This window comes from uncultured Stenotrophomonas sp. (assembly GCF_963519925.1).
In the GTDB taxonomy this organism is placed as follows: Bacteria; Pseudomonadota; Gammaproteobacteria; order Xanthomonadales; family Xanthomonadaceae; genus Stenotrophomonas; species Stenotrophomonas maltophilia_AE.
Window position 1 is genome coordinate 1 of the sequence record NZ_CAUQPH010000080.1, and the last position, 16,582, is coordinate 16,582.

Annotated in this window: 14 protein-coding genes; 4 read left to right on the forward strand and 10 right to left on the reverse strand. The window is 68.5% G+C overall.

Annotated features, from left to right (window positions below):
* Positions 1–88: 88 nt before the first annotated feature.
* The 8 genes from RWO33_RS13595 to pyrE form a co-directional block, all read right to left on the reverse strand.
* Positions 89–808: a response regulator transcription factor gene (locus tag RWO33_RS13595; protein ID WP_145481136.1), complete on the reverse strand. Its 720-nt coding sequence runs from the start codon at positions 806–808 to the stop codon at positions 89–91.
* Complete coding sequence (locus RWO33_RS13600; RefSeq protein ID WP_314105511.1) at positions 789–3,449, reverse strand: sensor histidine kinase KdpD; 2,661 nt, start codon at positions 3,447–3,449, stop codon at positions 789–791. The genes RWO33_RS13595 and RWO33_RS13600 overlap by 20 nt, the downstream gene beginning before the upstream one ends.
* 37 nt (positions 3,450–3,486) lie before the next feature.
* Entirely contained in the window at positions 3,487–4,164 is a 678-nt protein-coding gene (gene kdpC, locus RWO33_RS13605) for a potassium-transporting ATPase subunit KdpC (protein ID WP_314105512.1), read from the reverse strand.
* The gene (gene kdpB / locus RWO33_RS13610; RefSeq protein ID WP_314105514.1) at positions 4,161–6,212 is read right to left on the reverse strand and encodes a potassium-transporting ATPase subunit KdpB; all 2,052 of its coding nucleotides are present in this window, start codon (positions 6,210–6,212) and stop codon (positions 4,161–4,163) included. The genes kdpC and kdpB overlap by 4 nt, the downstream gene beginning before the upstream one ends.
* Positions 6,213–6,223: 11 nt before the next feature.
* The gene (kdpA, locus tag RWO33_RS13615; protein ID WP_314105516.1) at positions 6,224–7,936 is read right to left on the reverse strand and encodes a potassium-transporting ATPase subunit KdpA; all 1,713 of its coding nucleotides are present in this window, start codon (positions 7,934–7,936) and stop codon (positions 6,224–6,226) included.
* A gap of 12 nt (positions 7,937–7,948) precedes the next feature.
* The gene (locus RWO33_RS13620) at positions 7,949–8,041 is read right to left on the reverse strand and encodes a potassium-transporting ATPase subunit F (protein ID WP_314105527.1); all 93 of its coding nucleotides are present in this window, start codon (positions 8,039–8,041) and stop codon (positions 7,949–7,951) included.
* Between the two features lie 240 nt (positions 8,042–8,281).
* Positions 8,282–8,947, reverse strand: a complete 666-nt coding sequence (locus RWO33_RS13625) for a hypothetical protein (RefSeq protein WP_314105518.1) — start codon at positions 8,945–8,947, stop codon at positions 8,282–8,284.
* Positions 8,948–8,962: 15 nt separating this feature from the next.
* A complete protein-coding gene (gene pyrE / locus RWO33_RS13630; protein ID WP_314105520.1) occupies positions 8,963–9,622 on the reverse strand; it encodes an orotate phosphoribosyltransferase in 660 nt (219 codons plus the stop codon).
* Positions 9,623–9,785: 163 nt separating this feature from the next.
* Between pyrE and RWO33_RS13635 the strand changes: the two genes are divergently transcribed.
* The 3 genes from RWO33_RS13635 to RWO33_RS13645 all read left to right on the forward strand — a co-directional run bounded on the left by RWO33_RS13635 (position 9,786) and on the right by RWO33_RS13645 (position 12,272).
* The gene (locus tag RWO33_RS13635; protein WP_145481150.1) at positions 9,786–10,586 is read left to right on the forward strand and encodes an exodeoxyribonuclease III; all 801 of its coding nucleotides are present in this window, start codon (positions 9,786–9,788) and stop codon (positions 10,584–10,586) included.
* Positions 10,583–11,959, forward strand: a complete 1,377-nt coding sequence (locus RWO33_RS13640; protein WP_314105522.1) for an MFS transporter — start codon at positions 10,583–10,585, stop codon at positions 11,957–11,959. The genes RWO33_RS13635 and RWO33_RS13640 overlap by 4 nt, the downstream gene beginning before the upstream one ends.
* A gap of 85 nt (positions 11,960–12,044) precedes the next feature.
* Positions 12,045–12,272 carry a hypothetical protein gene (locus RWO33_RS13645; RefSeq protein ID WP_145481154.1) on the forward strand — a complete coding sequence of 76 codons (228 nt, stop codon included), beginning with the start codon at positions 12,045–12,047 and terminating at the stop codon, positions 12,270–12,272.
* Positions 12,273–12,282: 10 nt separating this feature from the next.
* Here RWO33_RS13645 and RWO33_RS13650 read toward each other — a convergent pair whose 3' ends face one another.
* On the reverse strand, positions 12,283–13,407 hold the full coding sequence (locus RWO33_RS13650) for an anhydro-N-acetylmuramic acid kinase (protein ID WP_314105523.1): 1,125 nt from the start codon (positions 13,405–13,407) through the stop codon (positions 12,283–12,285).
* A gap of 96 nt (positions 13,408–13,503) precedes the next feature.
* Positions 13,504–14,967, reverse strand: a complete 1,464-nt coding sequence (locus tag RWO33_RS13655) for a M23 family metallopeptidase (RefSeq protein ID WP_314105524.1) — start codon at positions 14,965–14,967, stop codon at positions 13,504–13,506.
* A 166-nt stretch (positions 14,968–15,133) separates the two neighbouring features.
* On the opposite strand from RWO33_RS13655, the gene tyrS reads away from it, so the two are divergent.
* Entirely contained in the window at positions 15,134–16,345 is a 1,212-nt protein-coding gene (tyrS, locus tag RWO33_RS13660; protein WP_145481160.1) for a tyrosine--tRNA ligase, read from the forward strand.
* Positions 16,346–16,582: the final 237 nt, after the last annotated feature.

A 16,582-nucleotide genomic window follows, 5' to 3' on the forward strand; every position in this document is an offset into this window, starting at 1 on the left:
CGGTAGCGCCGGCCGTTGGCCGGCCCAAGGGGTATCGCACCGCGCGAGGGCCGGCCAACGGCCGGCGCTACCGGGTGAAGGTCGACCTTCACCCTTTGAACCGCAACCCCACGCCGGGCTCGGTGAACAGGTACCGCGAATCCAGCGCCGAATCGCCCAGCTTGTGGCGCAGCTTGCCCACCAGGATGCGCAGGTAATGCGTATCGTGCTGGTGGGTCGGCCCCCAGATCTCGGCCAGGATCTGCGGCTGCGTCACCACCCGGCCGGCGTTGCGCAGCAGCAGCGACAGCAACGCGTATTCCTTGCGGGTCAGCGCCACCGGTGCGCCGTCCAGGTGCACCTCGCGCCGGACCAGGTCGATATGCAGGTGGCCGTCGTCGAACTGCGGCAGCACCCCGTCGGCCGACACCGTGCGCGTGCGCAGCAACGCACGCACCCGCGCCATCAGTTCCTGGGTGCCGAACGGCTTGGTCACGTAGTCGTTGGCGCCGTTGTCCAGCGCCAGCACCTTCTCGGTTTCGCTGGCGCGCACGGTCAGCATGATCACCGGCACCTGGCTCCACTGGCGCAGCTCGGCCAGCACCTGGTGGCCTTCCATGTCCGGCAGGCCGATGTCCAGGATCACCAGGTCGGCACCTTCGCCGACCAGCTGCTCCAGCCCGTCCTGCCCGGTCGCCGCCTGCAGCACGCGGTAGCCCTGCGCGCGCAGGCTGATGTCGAGGAAGCGGCGGATCTGCGCTTCGTCGTCGATCACCAGCACGCGGGCCGGCGGCACACCATGGGAAGGGTCAGGATTCGTCGGGGTCATCGGCAGGGTGGGGTTGCAGCAGGGGCAGCGTGATGCGGATCAGGGTACCGCGTCCGTCGCGGCCCGGCAGCGCCTGCACGCTGCCGCCGTGCGCCCCGATCATGCCCTGGGTGATGGTCAGTCCCAGCCCGGTGCCATGCCGGCCGCGGTCGCCGCGTTCCACGCTGTAGAACATGTCGAAGATGCGCGCGCGTTCGTCGTCGGGAATGCCGGGGCCGGCGTCGAGCACATCGATGCGCAGCTCGCCGTCCACCCGCCGCGCCTGCACCTCCACCGCCGCGCCGGGCGGGGAGAACTTGGCCGCATTCTCCATCACGTTGAACACCGCCTGCTCCACCAGTGCCGGGTGCACCCAGATCGGCCCCAGCGTGTCGGGAATATCCAGCTGCAACCGCACGTCCGGCTGGTAACGCTGCAGGCGGCGCGCCGCCGAGCCCACCAGCTCGTCCACACCGATCCAGTCACGGTTGATCTTCAGCCCTTCGTGGCCCAGCCGGGTCATGTCCAGCAGGTTCTGGATGTAGCGATCCAGCCGCTCGCCCTCCACCAGGATGGTGTCGAGCAGTGCGCGGCGGTCGCTGGCGTCCATCGCATCGGCGTAACTGGACAGGCTGTCGGCCGAGCCGATCATCGCCGCCAGCGGCGAGCGCAGGTCGTGCGAGACCGACGACAGCAGTGCCGAACGCAGGCGTTCGGTCTCATTGCTCACGTGCGCCTTTTCCAGGTCGGCCACCAGCCGGGTGCGCAGTGCGGCCTGGGCAATGTCGTCCACCATCGCCTCGGCCAGCTGGCGCTGCTCCGGGGTCAGGCGCGGGGCGTTGCGCGGGAAGCGCATGCCGGCCACGCCGATGGCGCGCTCGTCGCCATCCAGCAGCGGCAGGAACCACCATTCCGCACCCGCCAGCGTGTCGGTGAAGCGGCCGCTGGGCTGGCCGTGGCGGTGCGCCCAGTCGGCCGCCGCCAGGTCGGTGTCGCCCGGCGCGGCACTGCCGCTGGTGCTGGTGTCGGCACCGATGCGCAACCACGCGGGCGCATCCAGCGCCTGCTCCAGCGCCTCGCGCCCGGCCTGCGCCACCGCTTCGTTGTTGGGGGCGCGGGTCAGTTGGCCCCCCAGCACCTGTCGCGCGTTCGCATGCCGGTTGGCCGCGCGCAGCGCCACCACCTGCATCCGCAGGCGCGAGGCCAGGCGCCCGGCCACCAAGGCCGCCACCAGGAACAGGAACACGGTGATCACGCCCTGGCGCGCGCTGATCGCAAAAGTGAAGCGGGGCGCGATGAAGAAGAAGTTGTAGGCCAGGAAGCACAGCGCTGCGGCCATCACCGCCGCACTGGTACGGCTGCGCGCGGCCACCACCACCACCGCCACGATGAACACCATCGACAGGTCGTACAGCCCCACCCAGCGCTCGGCCACCAGCGCCACCAGGCACGCCAGCGCGGTGGCGGTCAGTGCCAGCAGCGTGTCACGGCCGGTGCTCAGCGTGGGCATCGACAGCCCGTGCCGGCGCGCATGCGCGCGCGCCTGCGGGGTGCCGATGATGGTGATCTCGTAGTGCGCCCCGCGCTGGATCAGCTGCTGGGTCAGGGTGCGGTTGAGCATGCGCGCGAACGGCCGCTCCCGGGTACGTCCCAGCACCAGCGTGGAGACGCTGTTGTGTGCGGCATGGTCCAGCAGCGCGTCGGCAATGCTGGGCCCATGCAGCAGCTCCGCCTCGCCGCCCAGCCGCCGCGCCAGCGCGAAGGCCGCATCGATCTCGCGGCGGGTACTGTCGTCTTCGCGGCGGCGCTGCACCGTCACCACCGTCCAGGGCGCATCGCGGCGCTCGGCGATGCGCCGGCCCACGCGCACCAGGTACTCGCTCTGGCCGCCGCCGTCGATCGCCACCAGCACCCGCCGCCGCAACGGCAGGTTGCCCTCTCCGCGGGCGGCCCGCGTTTCGCGCAGGCTGGTGTCTACCCGGTCGGCCGCTTCCTGCATGGCCAGCTCGCGCAGCGCGGTCAGGTTGGCCGGCGAGAAGAACGCCTGCAGGGCCTGCGCGGCCTGTTCGGGCACGTACACCTTGCCCTGCTGCAGCCGCTCGATCAGCTCGCGCGGCGGCAGGTCCACCAGCACGATGTCGTGCAGCCGGTCCAGTACCGCATCGGGCACGGTCTCGCTGACCCGCACCCCGGTGATGCGCATCACCACGTCGTTGAGGCTTTCCAGGTGCTGGATGTTGAGCGTGGTCCAGACGTCGATGCCCGCGTCCAGGAGCTCCATCACATCCTGCCAGCGGCGTTCATGGCGGCTGCCGGGCACGTTGCGGTGGGCCAGTTCGTCCACCAGCACCAGCGCCGGGCGGCGGGCCAGCACTGCATCCAGGTCCATTTCCTGCAGCGCATGCTGCTGGTACTCGCGCTGCAGCAGTGGCAGCTGCGGCAGGCCCTCCAGCAGCGCCGACGTGTCGGCGCGGCCGTGGGTTTCCACCAGCCCCACCACCACGTCCACGCCCCTGCGCAGCTGCTCCTGCGCGCGGCCCAGCATGCTGTAGGTCTTGCCCACGCCCGGGGCGGCGCCCAGGAACACGGTGAGCTTGCCGCCGGCCTCGCGCTGCAGGCTTTCCACCAGTGCGTCGGCCTGTCGGGTGCGGGAGTCGGTCATGGGGGCAGAGTGTGCGCCGTTCGCTGGCAAGGCGACATCATCGCGCAGTCGTCTCCGCTGCGCCGGTTGCCGCCTTGTTGTTATTCAACCCGTCCAAGGCAAGGTTCAATGTCATCACGTTCACCCGGGGCTGCCCGAAAACGCCCCACTGCGGGCCCTGCGTATGCGCCTGCACCAGCGCCTGTACCTGCTCCACGCCCAGCCCGCGGTTGCCCGCCACCCGCTTGACCTGCACGGCCGCGGCGGCCGGCGACAGCTCCGGGTCCATGCCCGCGCCGGACTGGGTCACAAGATCACCGGGCACGTCGTCCACGGCGATGCCTTCGCGCGCTGCCACGGTCCGGGTCGCCTCGGCGACGCGTTCCTGCAGGGCAGGGTTGCTGCGCGCCAGGTTGCTGCCGGCGGCGGCCATGGGGTCGTAGTTGGCCGCCGACGGGCGCGCCTGGAAATAACCGTCGCCCACGAACGGCTGTGCCACCAGGCGCGAGCCGCGCACCTGGTGGTTGTCCAGCAGCAGGCTGCCTTCGGCCTGCACGGGGAACAACGCGGCACTGATGCCGGTGGTGGCCACGGCATACGCCAGGCCGAGCAGCAGCAGGCTGGCTACGCCCAGGCCGAGGGCCGGGCGCAGCGCACCGCTGTGCTGCAGTGACACCGGAGTGGCGGCGCGCGCACGCGCCGGGCGGGAAAGCGAAGCAGCAGCGGAGCGGTTCATGCGCCAAATACCGAGAAGAGGAAGAGGTCGATCAGCTTGATGGCCGCGAACGGCAGCAGCACGCCACCCAGCCCGTACACCAGCATGTTCCGGCGCAGCAGCGCGGTGGCCGTGGCCGGGCGGAAGCGCACGCCACGCAGGGCGAGCGGAATCAGTGCCGGAATCACCAGGGCGTTGAAGATCAGCGCCGCCAGCACCGCGTTGCGCGGGCTGGACAGGTGCATCACGTTCAACGTGGCCATCGCCGGCAGCGTCGCGGCGAACAGCGCCGGCAGGATCGCGAAGTACTTGGAGACGTCGTTGGCCAGCGAGAACGTGGTCAGCGCACCGCGCGTGATCAGCTGCTGCTTGCCCACTTCCACCACCGCCAGCAGCTTGGTCGGGTCCGAATCCAGGTCCACCATGTTGCCGGCTTCCTTGGCCGCCTGGGTGCCGGAGTTCATCGCCAGGCCGATGTCGGCCTGGGCCAATGCGGGCGCGTCGTTGGTGCCATCGCCCACCATCGCCACCAGCCGTCCACCGGCCTGCTCGGCGCGGATCCGGGCCAGCTTGTCTTCCGGGCGCGCTTCGGCGATGTAATCGTCGACGCCGGCCTCGGCGGCAATCGCCGCAGCCGTGAGCGGGTTGTCGCCGGTGATCATCACCGTGCGGATGCCCATCGCGCGCAGCTGGGCGAACTTCTCGCGCATGCCGTGCTTGACCACGTCGCTCAGTTCGATCACACCCAGGATGTAGCGGCCCTCGCACACCACCAGTGGCGTGGCGCCGTTGCGCGCTACCTGTTCCACGCGTCCGGACAGCTCGGCCGGTACCGTGCCACCGAGCTCACGCACGTAGGCGGTGATCGCGTCCGACGCGCCCTTGCGGATGCGTCGACCACCCTCCAGGTCCACGCCGGACATGCGGGTCTGCGCGGTGAATGCCAGATAGTCCGCGCGGTCGGGCTCAGCGGTGCTGCAGCCCTGCTCACGCGCCAGCCGCACCACCGATTTGCCTTCCGGGGTCGGGTCGGCCAGCGAAGAGAGCAGGGCGGCTTCGCGCAGCTGGGTCGCATCGATGCCGGCCAGCGCGTGGAACTGGGTCGCCTGGCGGTCGCCGTGGGTGATGGTGCCGGTCTTGTCCAGCAGCAGCACGTCCACATCGCCGGCCACTTCAACCGCCTTGCCCGACTTGGCCAGGATGTTGGCGGCCAGCGCACGGTTCATGCCGGCAATGCCGATAGCCGGCAGCAACCCGCCAATGGTGGTCGGAATCAGGCACACCAGCAGCGCGATCAGCAGCAGCGGATCCACCTGCACGCCGACGAATGCGCCAATGGCCGGCAGCGTGGCCACCACGACCAGGAAGGTCAGCGTCATCGCCGCCAGCAGCAGGGTCAGCGCCACTTCATTGGGGGTCTTCTGCCGGTTGGCGCCCTCCACCAGCGCGATCATCCTGTCCAGGAAGCTGTGTCCGGGCTCGGCGGTGATCTTCACGATGATCTGGTCGGACAGCACCTTGGTGCCGCCGATCACGCCGCTGCGGTCGGTGCCGGCTTCGCGCAGCACCGGGGCCGATTCACCGGTCACCGCCGCTTCGTTGATGGTGGCCAGGCCCTGCACGATCTCGCCATCGGCCGGCACCAGCTCGCCGGCACTGACGATCACGTGGTCGCCCGGGCGCAGCTCGGCGGCGGGCACCTGGGTTTCACCGGCCCCGGCATGCGCCGCGGCCAGGCGGCGCGCGCTCAGGTCCTGCCGTGCACGCCGCAGCGACGCTGCCTGGCCACGGCCGCGCGCTTCTGCCACCGCCTCGGCGAAGTTGCCGAACAGCACGGTCAGCAGCAGGATCGCGGTCACGGCCAGGCCGAAGCCCAGCGGTGCGTTGCCGGTCAGGGTCACCAGCAGGCTCACCAGCGTGCCCACCATCACCACCGCCATCACCGGACTGTGCAGCAGGTGGCGCGGCGACAGTTTGATCACCGCATCGCGCAGCGCCCGGCGCAGGCCGGCGCCATCGAGCAGGCGCGGGCGGCGCGGGGAAGTTGCATTCAAGGGATAGGTACTCATGGTCTCGCGTCTCAGTGCAGCGTCAGCGACAGGTGGTCGGCAACCGGGCCCAGCACCAGCGCCGGCATGAACTGCAATACGGTCAGGATGACGATCAGCGCGATCAGGGTCAGCGCGAAGGTCGGCGTTTCAATCTGCAGGGTGCCTGCCGATTCCGGCGCGCGGCGCTTGGCGGCGAGCTGCGCGCAGACGATCAGCGGAATCACCAGCACCGGGTAGCGGCCCAGCAGCAGTACCAGCGTGCAGCTCAGGTTCCACCACGGCGTGGCGTCGCCCAGTCCTTCGAAGCCGGAGCCGTTGTTGGCGAACGCCGACACGTACTCGTAGAACACCTGGCTGACCCCATGGAACGCCGGATTGGAGGTGCCGGTGATCGACGGAATGGCCAGGGTGATCGCGGTGAAGGCCAGGATGGTGATTGGCTGCAGCAGGACCAGCAGCGCCAGCAGTTTCACCTGCGGGGTTTCCAGCTTGCGGCCGAGCAGCTCCGGGGTGCGCCCGGTCATCAGCCCGGCCAGGAACACGCCCAGCAGCAGGTACACGATGAACTGCTGCAGGCCGCAGCCGATGCCGCCCCAGATCGCGTTGACCAGCATGTTCACCATCGGTACCGCGCCGGCCAGCGGACTCAGCGAGTCGTGCATGCCGTTGACCGAGCCGTTGGAGACCTGGGTGGTGACGGCCGCCCACAGGCCGGTGCCATCGGCACCGAAGCGCACTTCCTTGCCTTCCATCAGCAGCGGGCTGCCGGCGGTGGCCGAATGGCCTTCCAGCCACACCGTGGCCGCCACCGATACGCTGGACATCGCCAGCATGCAGGCGAATACCAGCCCGGCCAGGCGCTTGCGCCCGGTAAACGCGCCGAGCATGAACACCACCGCGATCGGGATCAGCAGGATGCCGATCAGCTCCAGCGCGTTGGACAGCGGGGTCGGGTTTTCCAGCGGCATGCTGCTGTTCGGGCCATACCAGCCGCCGCCATTGGTGCCCAGCTGCTTGGCCGCCACCATCGCGGCCACCGGGCCCAGCGGCAGCTTCTGGGTTTCCATGCCGGACGCGGCATCGATCGGCGTTGCCACCGGACCGGCGGCCAAGGTCGAAGGCACGCCCTGGCTGGTCAGCAGCACCGCCCACAGCAGGCACAGCGGCAGCATGAAGCGCACGCAGGCCCGCACCACGTCGGCGTAGTAGTTGCCTACGTCGATGCGCTGGTCGGCCGGTCGCGTGGCCTCCTCGGCGTCGGCGTCCGGCACCTTGCCGAACAGCGCGCGCAGGGTGGCCACCACCAGCGCCAGGCCCATCATCGGGGTCACCACCTGCAGGCCGGTGATCGCGGTCATCTGCGCGAAGTAGGACAACTGCGCCTGGCCGGAATAGTGCTGCTGGTTGGTGTTGGTGAGGAACGACACCATGGTGTGCAGCGCCGTATCCCAGCGCATGTTCGGGATCTGGTCGGGGTTGAACGGCAACCACGCCTGGGTCATGAACACCGCCTGCACCAGCACGGCGATCACCAGGTTGCTGAGCAGGAAGGCGCCCACATAGCCTCGCCAGGACATGCCCCGCACCGGGTCAACGCCCAGCACGCGGTACAGCGGTTTTTCAATCCAGGCGAACAGCGCATCGCCGCGCATCGGCCCACCGCGCATCACCCGGGCCAGGTACAGCCCAAGTGGAAAGGCCAGCACGATGCTGGCCAGCAGGATCAACAGGATCTCGGTCATGGTCGGCTCCGGTCAGAACTTTTCGGGCGCAAGCACGACGTACAGCAGGTAGGCGGCGGCAACGAACACCAGCACCCCGCACACCAGCGACAGCCAGGCAGGCAGGGTAGGGCTCGCCGCGGCAGCGGCGGCAACAACAGGCAAGGTCAGGCTCATGGGACGTCCAGGTGGAACCACTCCACGTCAGGGCGCCATCGTGATCCTGGCCGGCGTAAAGGCTCCACGCCCGCCCGCCCGTCAACCCATAAAAAGAGCATAAAAAAAGGTTCACCGACGCAGGTCGGCAAACCTTGGGGAAACGCATTGATCCGGTAGCGCCGGCCGTTGGCCGGCCCTCATGGACTTCTACCCGCGCGGATCGCTCGAAACACCCTTCAACAACCGGTACCGCTGCAGGGTCTCCTCGATCTCGACGTCCAGCGCCCGGCGCTGTTCCACATACGAGGCTTGCATGCGCTTCTGCGCCACCAGCTCGGCATGGCGCCGGCGGATGTCGTCGGCCTGCTTGGGCAGGACCGGCTGGCCGGTCAGTTCGCGGTCGCCCGCGCTGCCCAGCAGCGTCACCAGCGCATCGCGCAGGCTGGCCACGTTGTAGCTGGCGGTGTTCACGTTGTTGTCCAGGATCCCGGTGCGTTCGACGAACACCCGGCGCAGGTCGGCCTCGTTCTCATACGTGGACAGCATCGCCTGCTCGGTCCGCTTGCGGGTTTCCTCGGCGGCCAGGTCCAGCTGCGCCTGCGCCGCCGCAACGGCGGCATCGGCGCGCTCTTCCTGGGTCAGGGTGCGCTCCACGCCACCGCGGCGCAGGCCGCTGTTGACGCTGAATTCCTCGCGCGCGCTGTTCACCGCTTCCTGCGGCAGCGCGTCGCTGCAGATGCGCTCACTGCCCTTGTTCCAGCAGTACAGCTTCTTCGACTTGGCGTCGCTGCTGCTGCTTCGCTGCGCCTGTGCGGTCACCACGGGCGCGGCCAGCAACAGGCCAAGGACGGTGAACGTGGCAATCCTGGACATGGGAGCCCCCTGCTCTCAACGCGTAGGACGGCTGCCGTAGCGGGACCGGTAGTCCTCCAGCGGCTGCCGGTACCCGACAAGTTCCGGATTTCCGGAGGCAAAATCAAGCAGGTCGCCCAACGTGGCCACGGCCACCACCGGAATGCCGGCCTCTTCGGCCACGGCCTGGGCCGCCGAACGGCGGTCCTGCTCGGACGCGATCTCCTGCCGGTCCAGCGCCACCACGATACCCGCGGGGGTACCGCCGGCCTGCTTGATGATCTCCAGCGCTTCGCGGATGGCGGTGCCGGCGGTGATCACGTCGTCCACGATCAGCACGCGCTTGCCGTTCATGTCCGCACCGATCAGGTTGCCGCCCTCACCATGGGCCTTGGCCTCCTTGCGGTTGAAGCTCAGCGGCAGGTCGCGGCCGCGCTGGGCGAACTCGCAGGCGGTGGCGGTGGCCAGCGGAATGCCCTTGTAGGCCGGGCCGAACACCACATCGAACTTCAGTCCGGTGGCTTCCACCGCATCGGCGTAGCAGGCGGCCAGCTGGACCATGCGGGCGCCGGAATCGAAACGGCCGGCATTGAAAAAGTACGGGCTCAGGCGGCCCGACTTGAGGGTGAACTGGCCAAAACGCAGCGCATCGGCGGTCAGGGCCAGCTGCAGGAAACGGTGACGGTGGTCGCTCATCTGAAGCTCTATTCAATTCTCTTGGAGCGCAGATGCTAATGCATCCCCGCCAATTCAGGCTCGTGACCCCCCGCCGCAGGCCCTGCAACGGCCGGATCCGGCCAGCCGATCGGCAGGGCAACCCGGTATGCTTTGGCGGTTATCGCTCCAGACCCGGGTCAGCATGCGCATCATCAGTTTCAACGCCAATGGCATCCGTTCCGCCGCCACCAAGGGATTTCTCGAATGGTTCCGCGCCCAGGACGCCGACGTGCTGTGCATCCAGGAGACCAAGGCGCAGGAAGACCAGCTGACCGACCCGATGTTCCGCCCGGACGGCCACCACTGCTTCTACCGTGACGCAATCACCAAGAAGGGCTACAGCGGCGTGGCCATCTACAGCAAGCGCGAGCCCGACCAGGTCATCACCTCGCTGGGCTGGGCGCCGTTCGACGACGAAGGCCGCTACATCGAGGCGCGCTACGGCAACCTCAGCGTGGTCTCGTTCTATATCCCCTCCGGCAGCTCGGGCGACCTGCGCCAGGGCTTCAAGTACGAAGTGATGGAATGGCTGCGCCCGATCCTGGCGCAGTGGCTGGCCAGCGGTCGCGACTACGTGCTGTGCGGGGACTGGAACATCGTGCGCTCGGCGCTGGACATCCGGAACTGGAAATCCAACCAGAAGAACTCCGGCTGCCTGCCGCCCGAGCGCGACTGGCTCAACGGCCAGTGCGTCGACGCCGGCCAGGCGCTGGACGTCGCCGGCGGCCAGGGCTGGACCGACGCCTACCGCCTGCTGCACCCCACCGGCGAGGACTACACCTGGTGGAGCAACCGCGGCGCGGCCCGGGCCAACAACGTGGGCTGGCGCATCGACTACCAGTTCGTCAGCCCCGGCCTGCGCGACCGCCTGCGCAGCTGCTCGATCTACCGCGATGAGCGCTTCTCCGACCATGCCCCGTTCACGGTGGACTACGCCCCATGAGTGACCTGCCCGCCGCCAAGACCCGCCGCCCCTGGCAGCGGGTGCTGGCCAACCTGCGCGAGCGCAAGGTGTTGGCCATGCTGCTGCTGGGCTTCAGCTCCGGCCTGCCGATCTACCTGGTGGGCAACACGCTCGGCTTCTGGATGCGCAAGGAAGGCATCGAGCTGAGCACGATTGGTTTCCTGTCGTGGGTGGGGCTGGCCTACACCCTGAAGTTCCTGTGGGCGCCGGTAGTGGATCGCACCGACGCCCCCGGCTTTGCCTGGCTGGGGCGTCGGCGCGGCTGGATGCTGCTGTCGCAGATCGTAGTGGCTGCCGGCCTGGTCGGCATGGCCGTGGTGCAGCCCAAGGGCGGCCAGCTGCTGTTCCTCGGCCTGGCCTGGGAACATGTCGCCGTGTTCGGGGTGATGGCGGTGATCGTGGCGTTCGCCTCGGCCACCCAGGACATCGTGATCGACGCCTGGCGGATCGAAAGTGCGTCCAACAGCGAGCAGCTCGGCCTGCTCACCTCCTCGTCGGCGCTGGGTTACCGCACCGCGCTGCTGGTGACCGATGCGCTGATCCTGCTGATCGCCGCCCGGGTAGGCTGGCAGGTGTCCTACGAAATCATGGCCGCGCTGATGGCGGTCGGCGTGGTGGCGGTGGTCACCGCGCGTGAGCCGGCGCGCGCCGTCGCTGCTGCGCAGGCCCAGCAGGCCCCCCTGTGGACCCCGCGCGGCCTGTTCGACGCCGTGGTCGGCCCGTTCGTAGCCTTCGTCCGCGAACACCGCAGCGGCGCGATCCTGATCCTGGTGGCCATCAGCGTTTACCGCATGGCCGATTTCATCATGGGCCCCATGGCCAACCCGTTCTACGTGGACCTGGGCCTGAGCGAAGACACGGTCGGCGCCGTGCGCGGCTCGGTGGGGCTGGTCGCCACCTTCTTCGGCATTGCCGCGGCCGGGCTGGTTTCGGTGCGCTGGGGCGTGCTGGTCACCCTGGTGGTCGGCGCCGTGCTGGGCCCATGCTCCAACCTGGCCTTTGCCTGGTTGGCCTATGTGGGCCCGGACGCCACCCATTTTGCTGCGGCCATGGCCATCGACAACTTTGCGGGCGGGTTTGCCGGCACCGCGTTGATCGCCTACATGTCCAGCCTGACCAACATCGGCTACACCGCCACCCAGTACGCCCTGCTCAGCTCGTTCTATGCCATGCCCGGCAAGGCCCTCAAGGGACTGTCCGGATGGGCGGTGCAGTCGCTGGCGCAGGGCCGCACCCTGCTGGAGGGGTACGCGCTGTTCTTCATCGGTACCGCGTTGATCGCCATCCCGGTTGTCATCCTGTGCGCCCTGCTCATCGTCCAGCAGCGCCGTCACCTGCGCACAGCGCCCTGACCGGTGCTTGCCCGCGCCCCCGGGCTGGGCCATCATCGAGCCCGTTGTACCGTGGGGGCGGTGCGTTGCCATCGGGGGAAAACACATGGCTGACCTAGTGCTGCGCGACCTGGATCCGCTGCTCAGCGAGCGCATCCGCCGGGTGGCGGTCGCGCGCGGCTGGACCCGTGAGCACACCTGCGTGGTCCTGCTGGAACAGGGCCTGTTCGCCAGTGAACTGGAGGTCCGCAGCGGCTTCCACGACCCCGAAGTGAATGCCCTGGCCGACGCGATTGCGGCGCTGCAGGCGCTGCCGGATGTAAAGGCGTTCTAGCCAGCACCCCTCAAGCGGGGTGAATCGCCCCCAGGATCCGCGGCCCGCGCGCCCCGGTCACGCTGGGCAGGTTGCCCGGCAACCCCTGCAGCGTCCGGTGCGCCAACCACGCAAACCCCATCGCCTCCAGGTAGTCCGGGTCCAGCCCGTGCACCGCACTGGATTCGACCACCACCCCGGGCAACCGCGCGCTGAGTCGCCGCAGCAGCTGCGCGTTGCGCACCCCGCCGCCGCACACCAGCACGCGGCCGGCGTCCGGCAGGTGGGTCAGCAGGGCGTCTGCCACCGTCGCCACCGTCAACTCCAGCAGGGTCGCCTGCACATCGGCCGGCGCGCGCTGCCGCTCGCCCAGTGCCGCCTCGGCCCACGCCAGATGGAACTGCTCGCGACCGGTGCTCTTCGGCGGCGGCAGCGCGAACCACGGATCGGCCTGCCAGCGCGCCAGCAGGTCCCCATCCACCTGGCCACTGGCCGCAAACGCGCCGTCGGCATCGAAGGGAATCCCGCGATGCCGCTCGCACCATGCATCCATCAGCGCATTGGCCGGACCGGTATCGAAGCCGCGTGGCGTGCCCTCGCGCGGAATCAGGGTCAGGTTGGCGATCCCGCCCAGGTTCAACACCGCCCGGTCTTCATCGGCCGTGCCCAGCATCGCCAGGTGGAAGGCCGGCATCAGTGGCGCCCCATGGCCGCCGGCGGCCACATCGCGGCGGCGGAAGTCGGCCACGGTGGTGATGCCCGTCAGTTCTGCAATGCGGTTCGCATCGCCCAGCTGGCAGGTAAAGGCCGGGTCGGCCAGTGGCCGATGGCGCACCGTCTGCCCGTGCGAGCCGATCGCCCGCACCTGCGTGGGGTCCAGCCCGGCTTCCTGCAGCAGGCGGTTGGCCGCAGCGGCGAAGGCAATGCCGATCTGCGCATCGATCCGCCCCAGCGTATCCAGTGAGCCCAGCTCGCCGCCTTCGCCCAGCGCCACCAGCTCGGCGCGCGTGGCCGGATCCCAGGCATGGGTCAGGCCCTGCACGAAGCGGCAACCGCCCTCCGCCGGGAACTGCACCAGCGCGGCATCGATGCCATCGGCGCTGGTGCCGGACATCAGGCCCAGGTAGAGCGGGGTAGTGGGATCAGCTGCGGTCATGGCCAGGCGCTTGAACAGGGTGCGTGCAGCTTCCGCGCAACCTGTCGCCGCCGTCAATGCGCGCGCCATGGCGGCGCGCGCTGCAGCGGAGCGCGATCAGCCGCGGTTGCCCTTGCCGGGCTTGGCAGTGCTGGCCGTCGTGGTGGCGGCCGCATCGGCGCCCGGCGCCGGGCTGGCGTCGGCGTAGATCAGCTTCTCCATGCCCTGGATGCGCGCCAGCGCCGGGGCGGTCTGGGCGCGGAAGGCGACCAGCTCGCTGCCCTTCAGCGGCTCCGGCGGCGGCATCGTCACCGACAGCGGATTGCGGTGCACGCCATTGACGCGGAACTCGTAGTGCAGGTGCGGGCCGGTGGCCAGGCCGGTCGACCCCACGTAGCCGATCACCGTGCCCTGTTCCACGCGCTGCCCGGTCTTGATCTTGCCAAACCGCGACATGTGCCCGTACAGCGTCGTGTGGCCACGGCCATGGTCCAGGATCACCACGTTGCCGTAGCCGCGCTGGGTGCCGGCGAACTGCACGCGCGCGTCGCCGGCAGCCATGATCGGCGTACCCGTGCGTGCGGCGTAGTCCACGCCCTTGTGCATGCGCATCTTGCCCAGCACCGGGTGCTTGCGCGCACCGAAGGTGGAGCTGAGGCGGGCGAACGGAATCGGCATGCGGATGAAGCTCTTCTTCAGCGGGCGGCCGCTCACGTCGAAGTACTCGGACTTGCCGTTGCGGTCGAAGCGGAAGCCGCTGTAGGTCTTGCCGCCCGAAGTGAAGGTCGCGGCCAGGATCTTGCTGGTGTCCACCTTCTCGCCTTCGCGCCAGGTTTCATCCATCACCACGCTGAAGCGATCGCCCGGCTGCAGGTCCTTGGAGAAGTCGATGTCGTACTTGAAGATCTCGTCGGTCATCGTCGCGATCGCCGACGGCGACAGCCCGGCCTTGCGCGCCGCCGCATACAGCGAACTGGTGATCTCGCCGCTGGTCACCACCCGGCGGGTGGAGCTCTCGCGCTTGCTCACCTTCTCGGTGATCTTGCCGTCGTTGAGGCTCAGCTCCACGCGGTTGTCGCTGTCGCGGTCGTAGCGGATCGTGCGCAGCTCGCCGGAGAGCGGCAGGTCGAAGCCGATTTCCGTGCCGGGGCGCAGCTTGACCAGCGAATCGCGCACGCCGGGGTGGTCCAGCACCTGGTGCATCACCGTGGCCGGAATGCCGGCTTCGTCGAACAGGTCGCTCAGGGTCTGGCCGCGCTGCACGCGCAGTACCTGCCAACTGTCGCCCGGCACCTGCTTGATGCGCTCCTGCGACAGCGGCGGCAAGGGCAGGGCGAGGGTGGAATGACTGACCGCGTAGGGCGATTCGATGGTGTGCGAGAAGCCCGGCACGATCGTGGCCACCAGCGCGCCGATGGTGGCGAACAGGCTGGCATGCATCCAGTGGCGGCGGGTCCAGCGTTCGTTGAACGCCGCGGGAAGATGCTGGCGGAGCCTACGATGCAGGGCCGTGTCGTGAAGGACGTGAAGGCGTTCCTTGAAGCGCTGCTTGCGCGCGCGGCCTTGATCGGTATTCAGCATTGTTATCGTGTTCCTGGCTGACCCGGATCGCGGGCCCAAACGTCGGTAACATAGACAGGTATAAATATCGCGTCAAACCCTTGTGCCTATTGGCTTTTGTGAAGCGCTTGCGGTTAACTTGTACTTAACGTCATTCATGTAAATAAGGCATTGCCGGGAGTTGCACGTGTCCTCGATTGAACAAGCCCTTGCCCAGCTCGGCCGTGGTGCCGACGAAATCCTCAAGATCGAGGAGCTGGCCCAGCGGCTGGAAAGCGGCCGCCCGCTGCGGGTCAAGGCCGGTTTCGACCCCACCGCCCCGGACCTGCACCTGGGCCACACCGTGCTGCTGAACAAGCTGCGCCAGTTCCAGGACCTCGGCCACCAAGTCATCTTCCTGATCGGCGACTTCACCGGCATGATCGGCGACCCCTCGGGCAAGAACGTCACCCGCAAGCCGCTCAGCAAGGACGACGTGCTGGCCAACGCGCGCACCTATGAAGAGCAGGTGTTCAAGGTGCTGGACCGCGAAAAGACCGAAGTGCGCTTCAATTCCGAGTGGTTCGGCAAGATGGGCGCGGCGGACATGATCCGCCTGGCCGGACAGCACACCGTGGCGCGCATGCTCGAGCGCGACGACTTCGCCAAGCGTTACGCCGCCCAGCAGTCCATCGCCCTGCACGAGTTCCTGTACCCGCTGGTGCAGGGCTACGACTCGGTGGCCCTGGAGGCGGACGTCGAACTGGGCGGCACCGACCAGAAGTTCAACCTGCTGATGGGCCGTGGCCTGCAGGAGCACTACGGGCAGAAGCCGCAGATCGTGCTGACCATGCCGCTGCTGGAAGGGCTGGACGGCGTGGCCAAGATGTCCAAGTCGCTCAACAACTACATTGGTATCAGCGAACCGGCGATCGACATGGTGACCAAGACCATGAAGATCGGCGACGACCTGATGTGGCGCTGGATCGAGCTGCTGTCGTTCGACATCAGCCAGGCCGAGGCGGTCAGCCTGCGCGAACAGGTGGCCGCGGGCACCCTGAACCCGCGTGAGGTCAAGCTGCGCCTGGCCCGCGAACTGACCACCCGCTTCCATGACGCCGACGCCGCCGAGCTGGCCATTGCCGGCTGGAATGCCGCCGTGACCGGGCAGGGCGACGTGACCCTGCTGCCGCTGCAGGAAGTAGCGATTCCCGCCGAAGGCCTGCGGATCGGTGCCCTGCTTACCGCTGCCGGGCTCACCCCGAGCAATTCCGAGGCCTCCCGCAAGCTCAAGGAGCGTGCGGTGAAGGTCGACGGCGCAGTGGTGGAGGACGCGCAGCAGCTGTTCGTGCCCGGCTTTGAAGGACTGTTGCAGGTCGGCAAGCGCAACTTCGCCCGTGTCCTGTTGGTGGCCGCCTAAGCGCCACAAGGGTTTCGCGCCTTCGGGCGCGGAGCCAGCATGAATGAATGCACAGAACCGTGAAAAAAAGTCATGCACCCCCTTCACAAACAGGCCGGATGGGGACATACTTTCCCTCCGCCGACGCAGGGGCCACCGCAAGGCGGCAACCGCGAAGGAACAGGACTTCAACTTCTTCGAAAGAAGGTGTTGACGGAAACGAAAAGCCTGACATAATAGGCGGCTCGCTTCGACGAA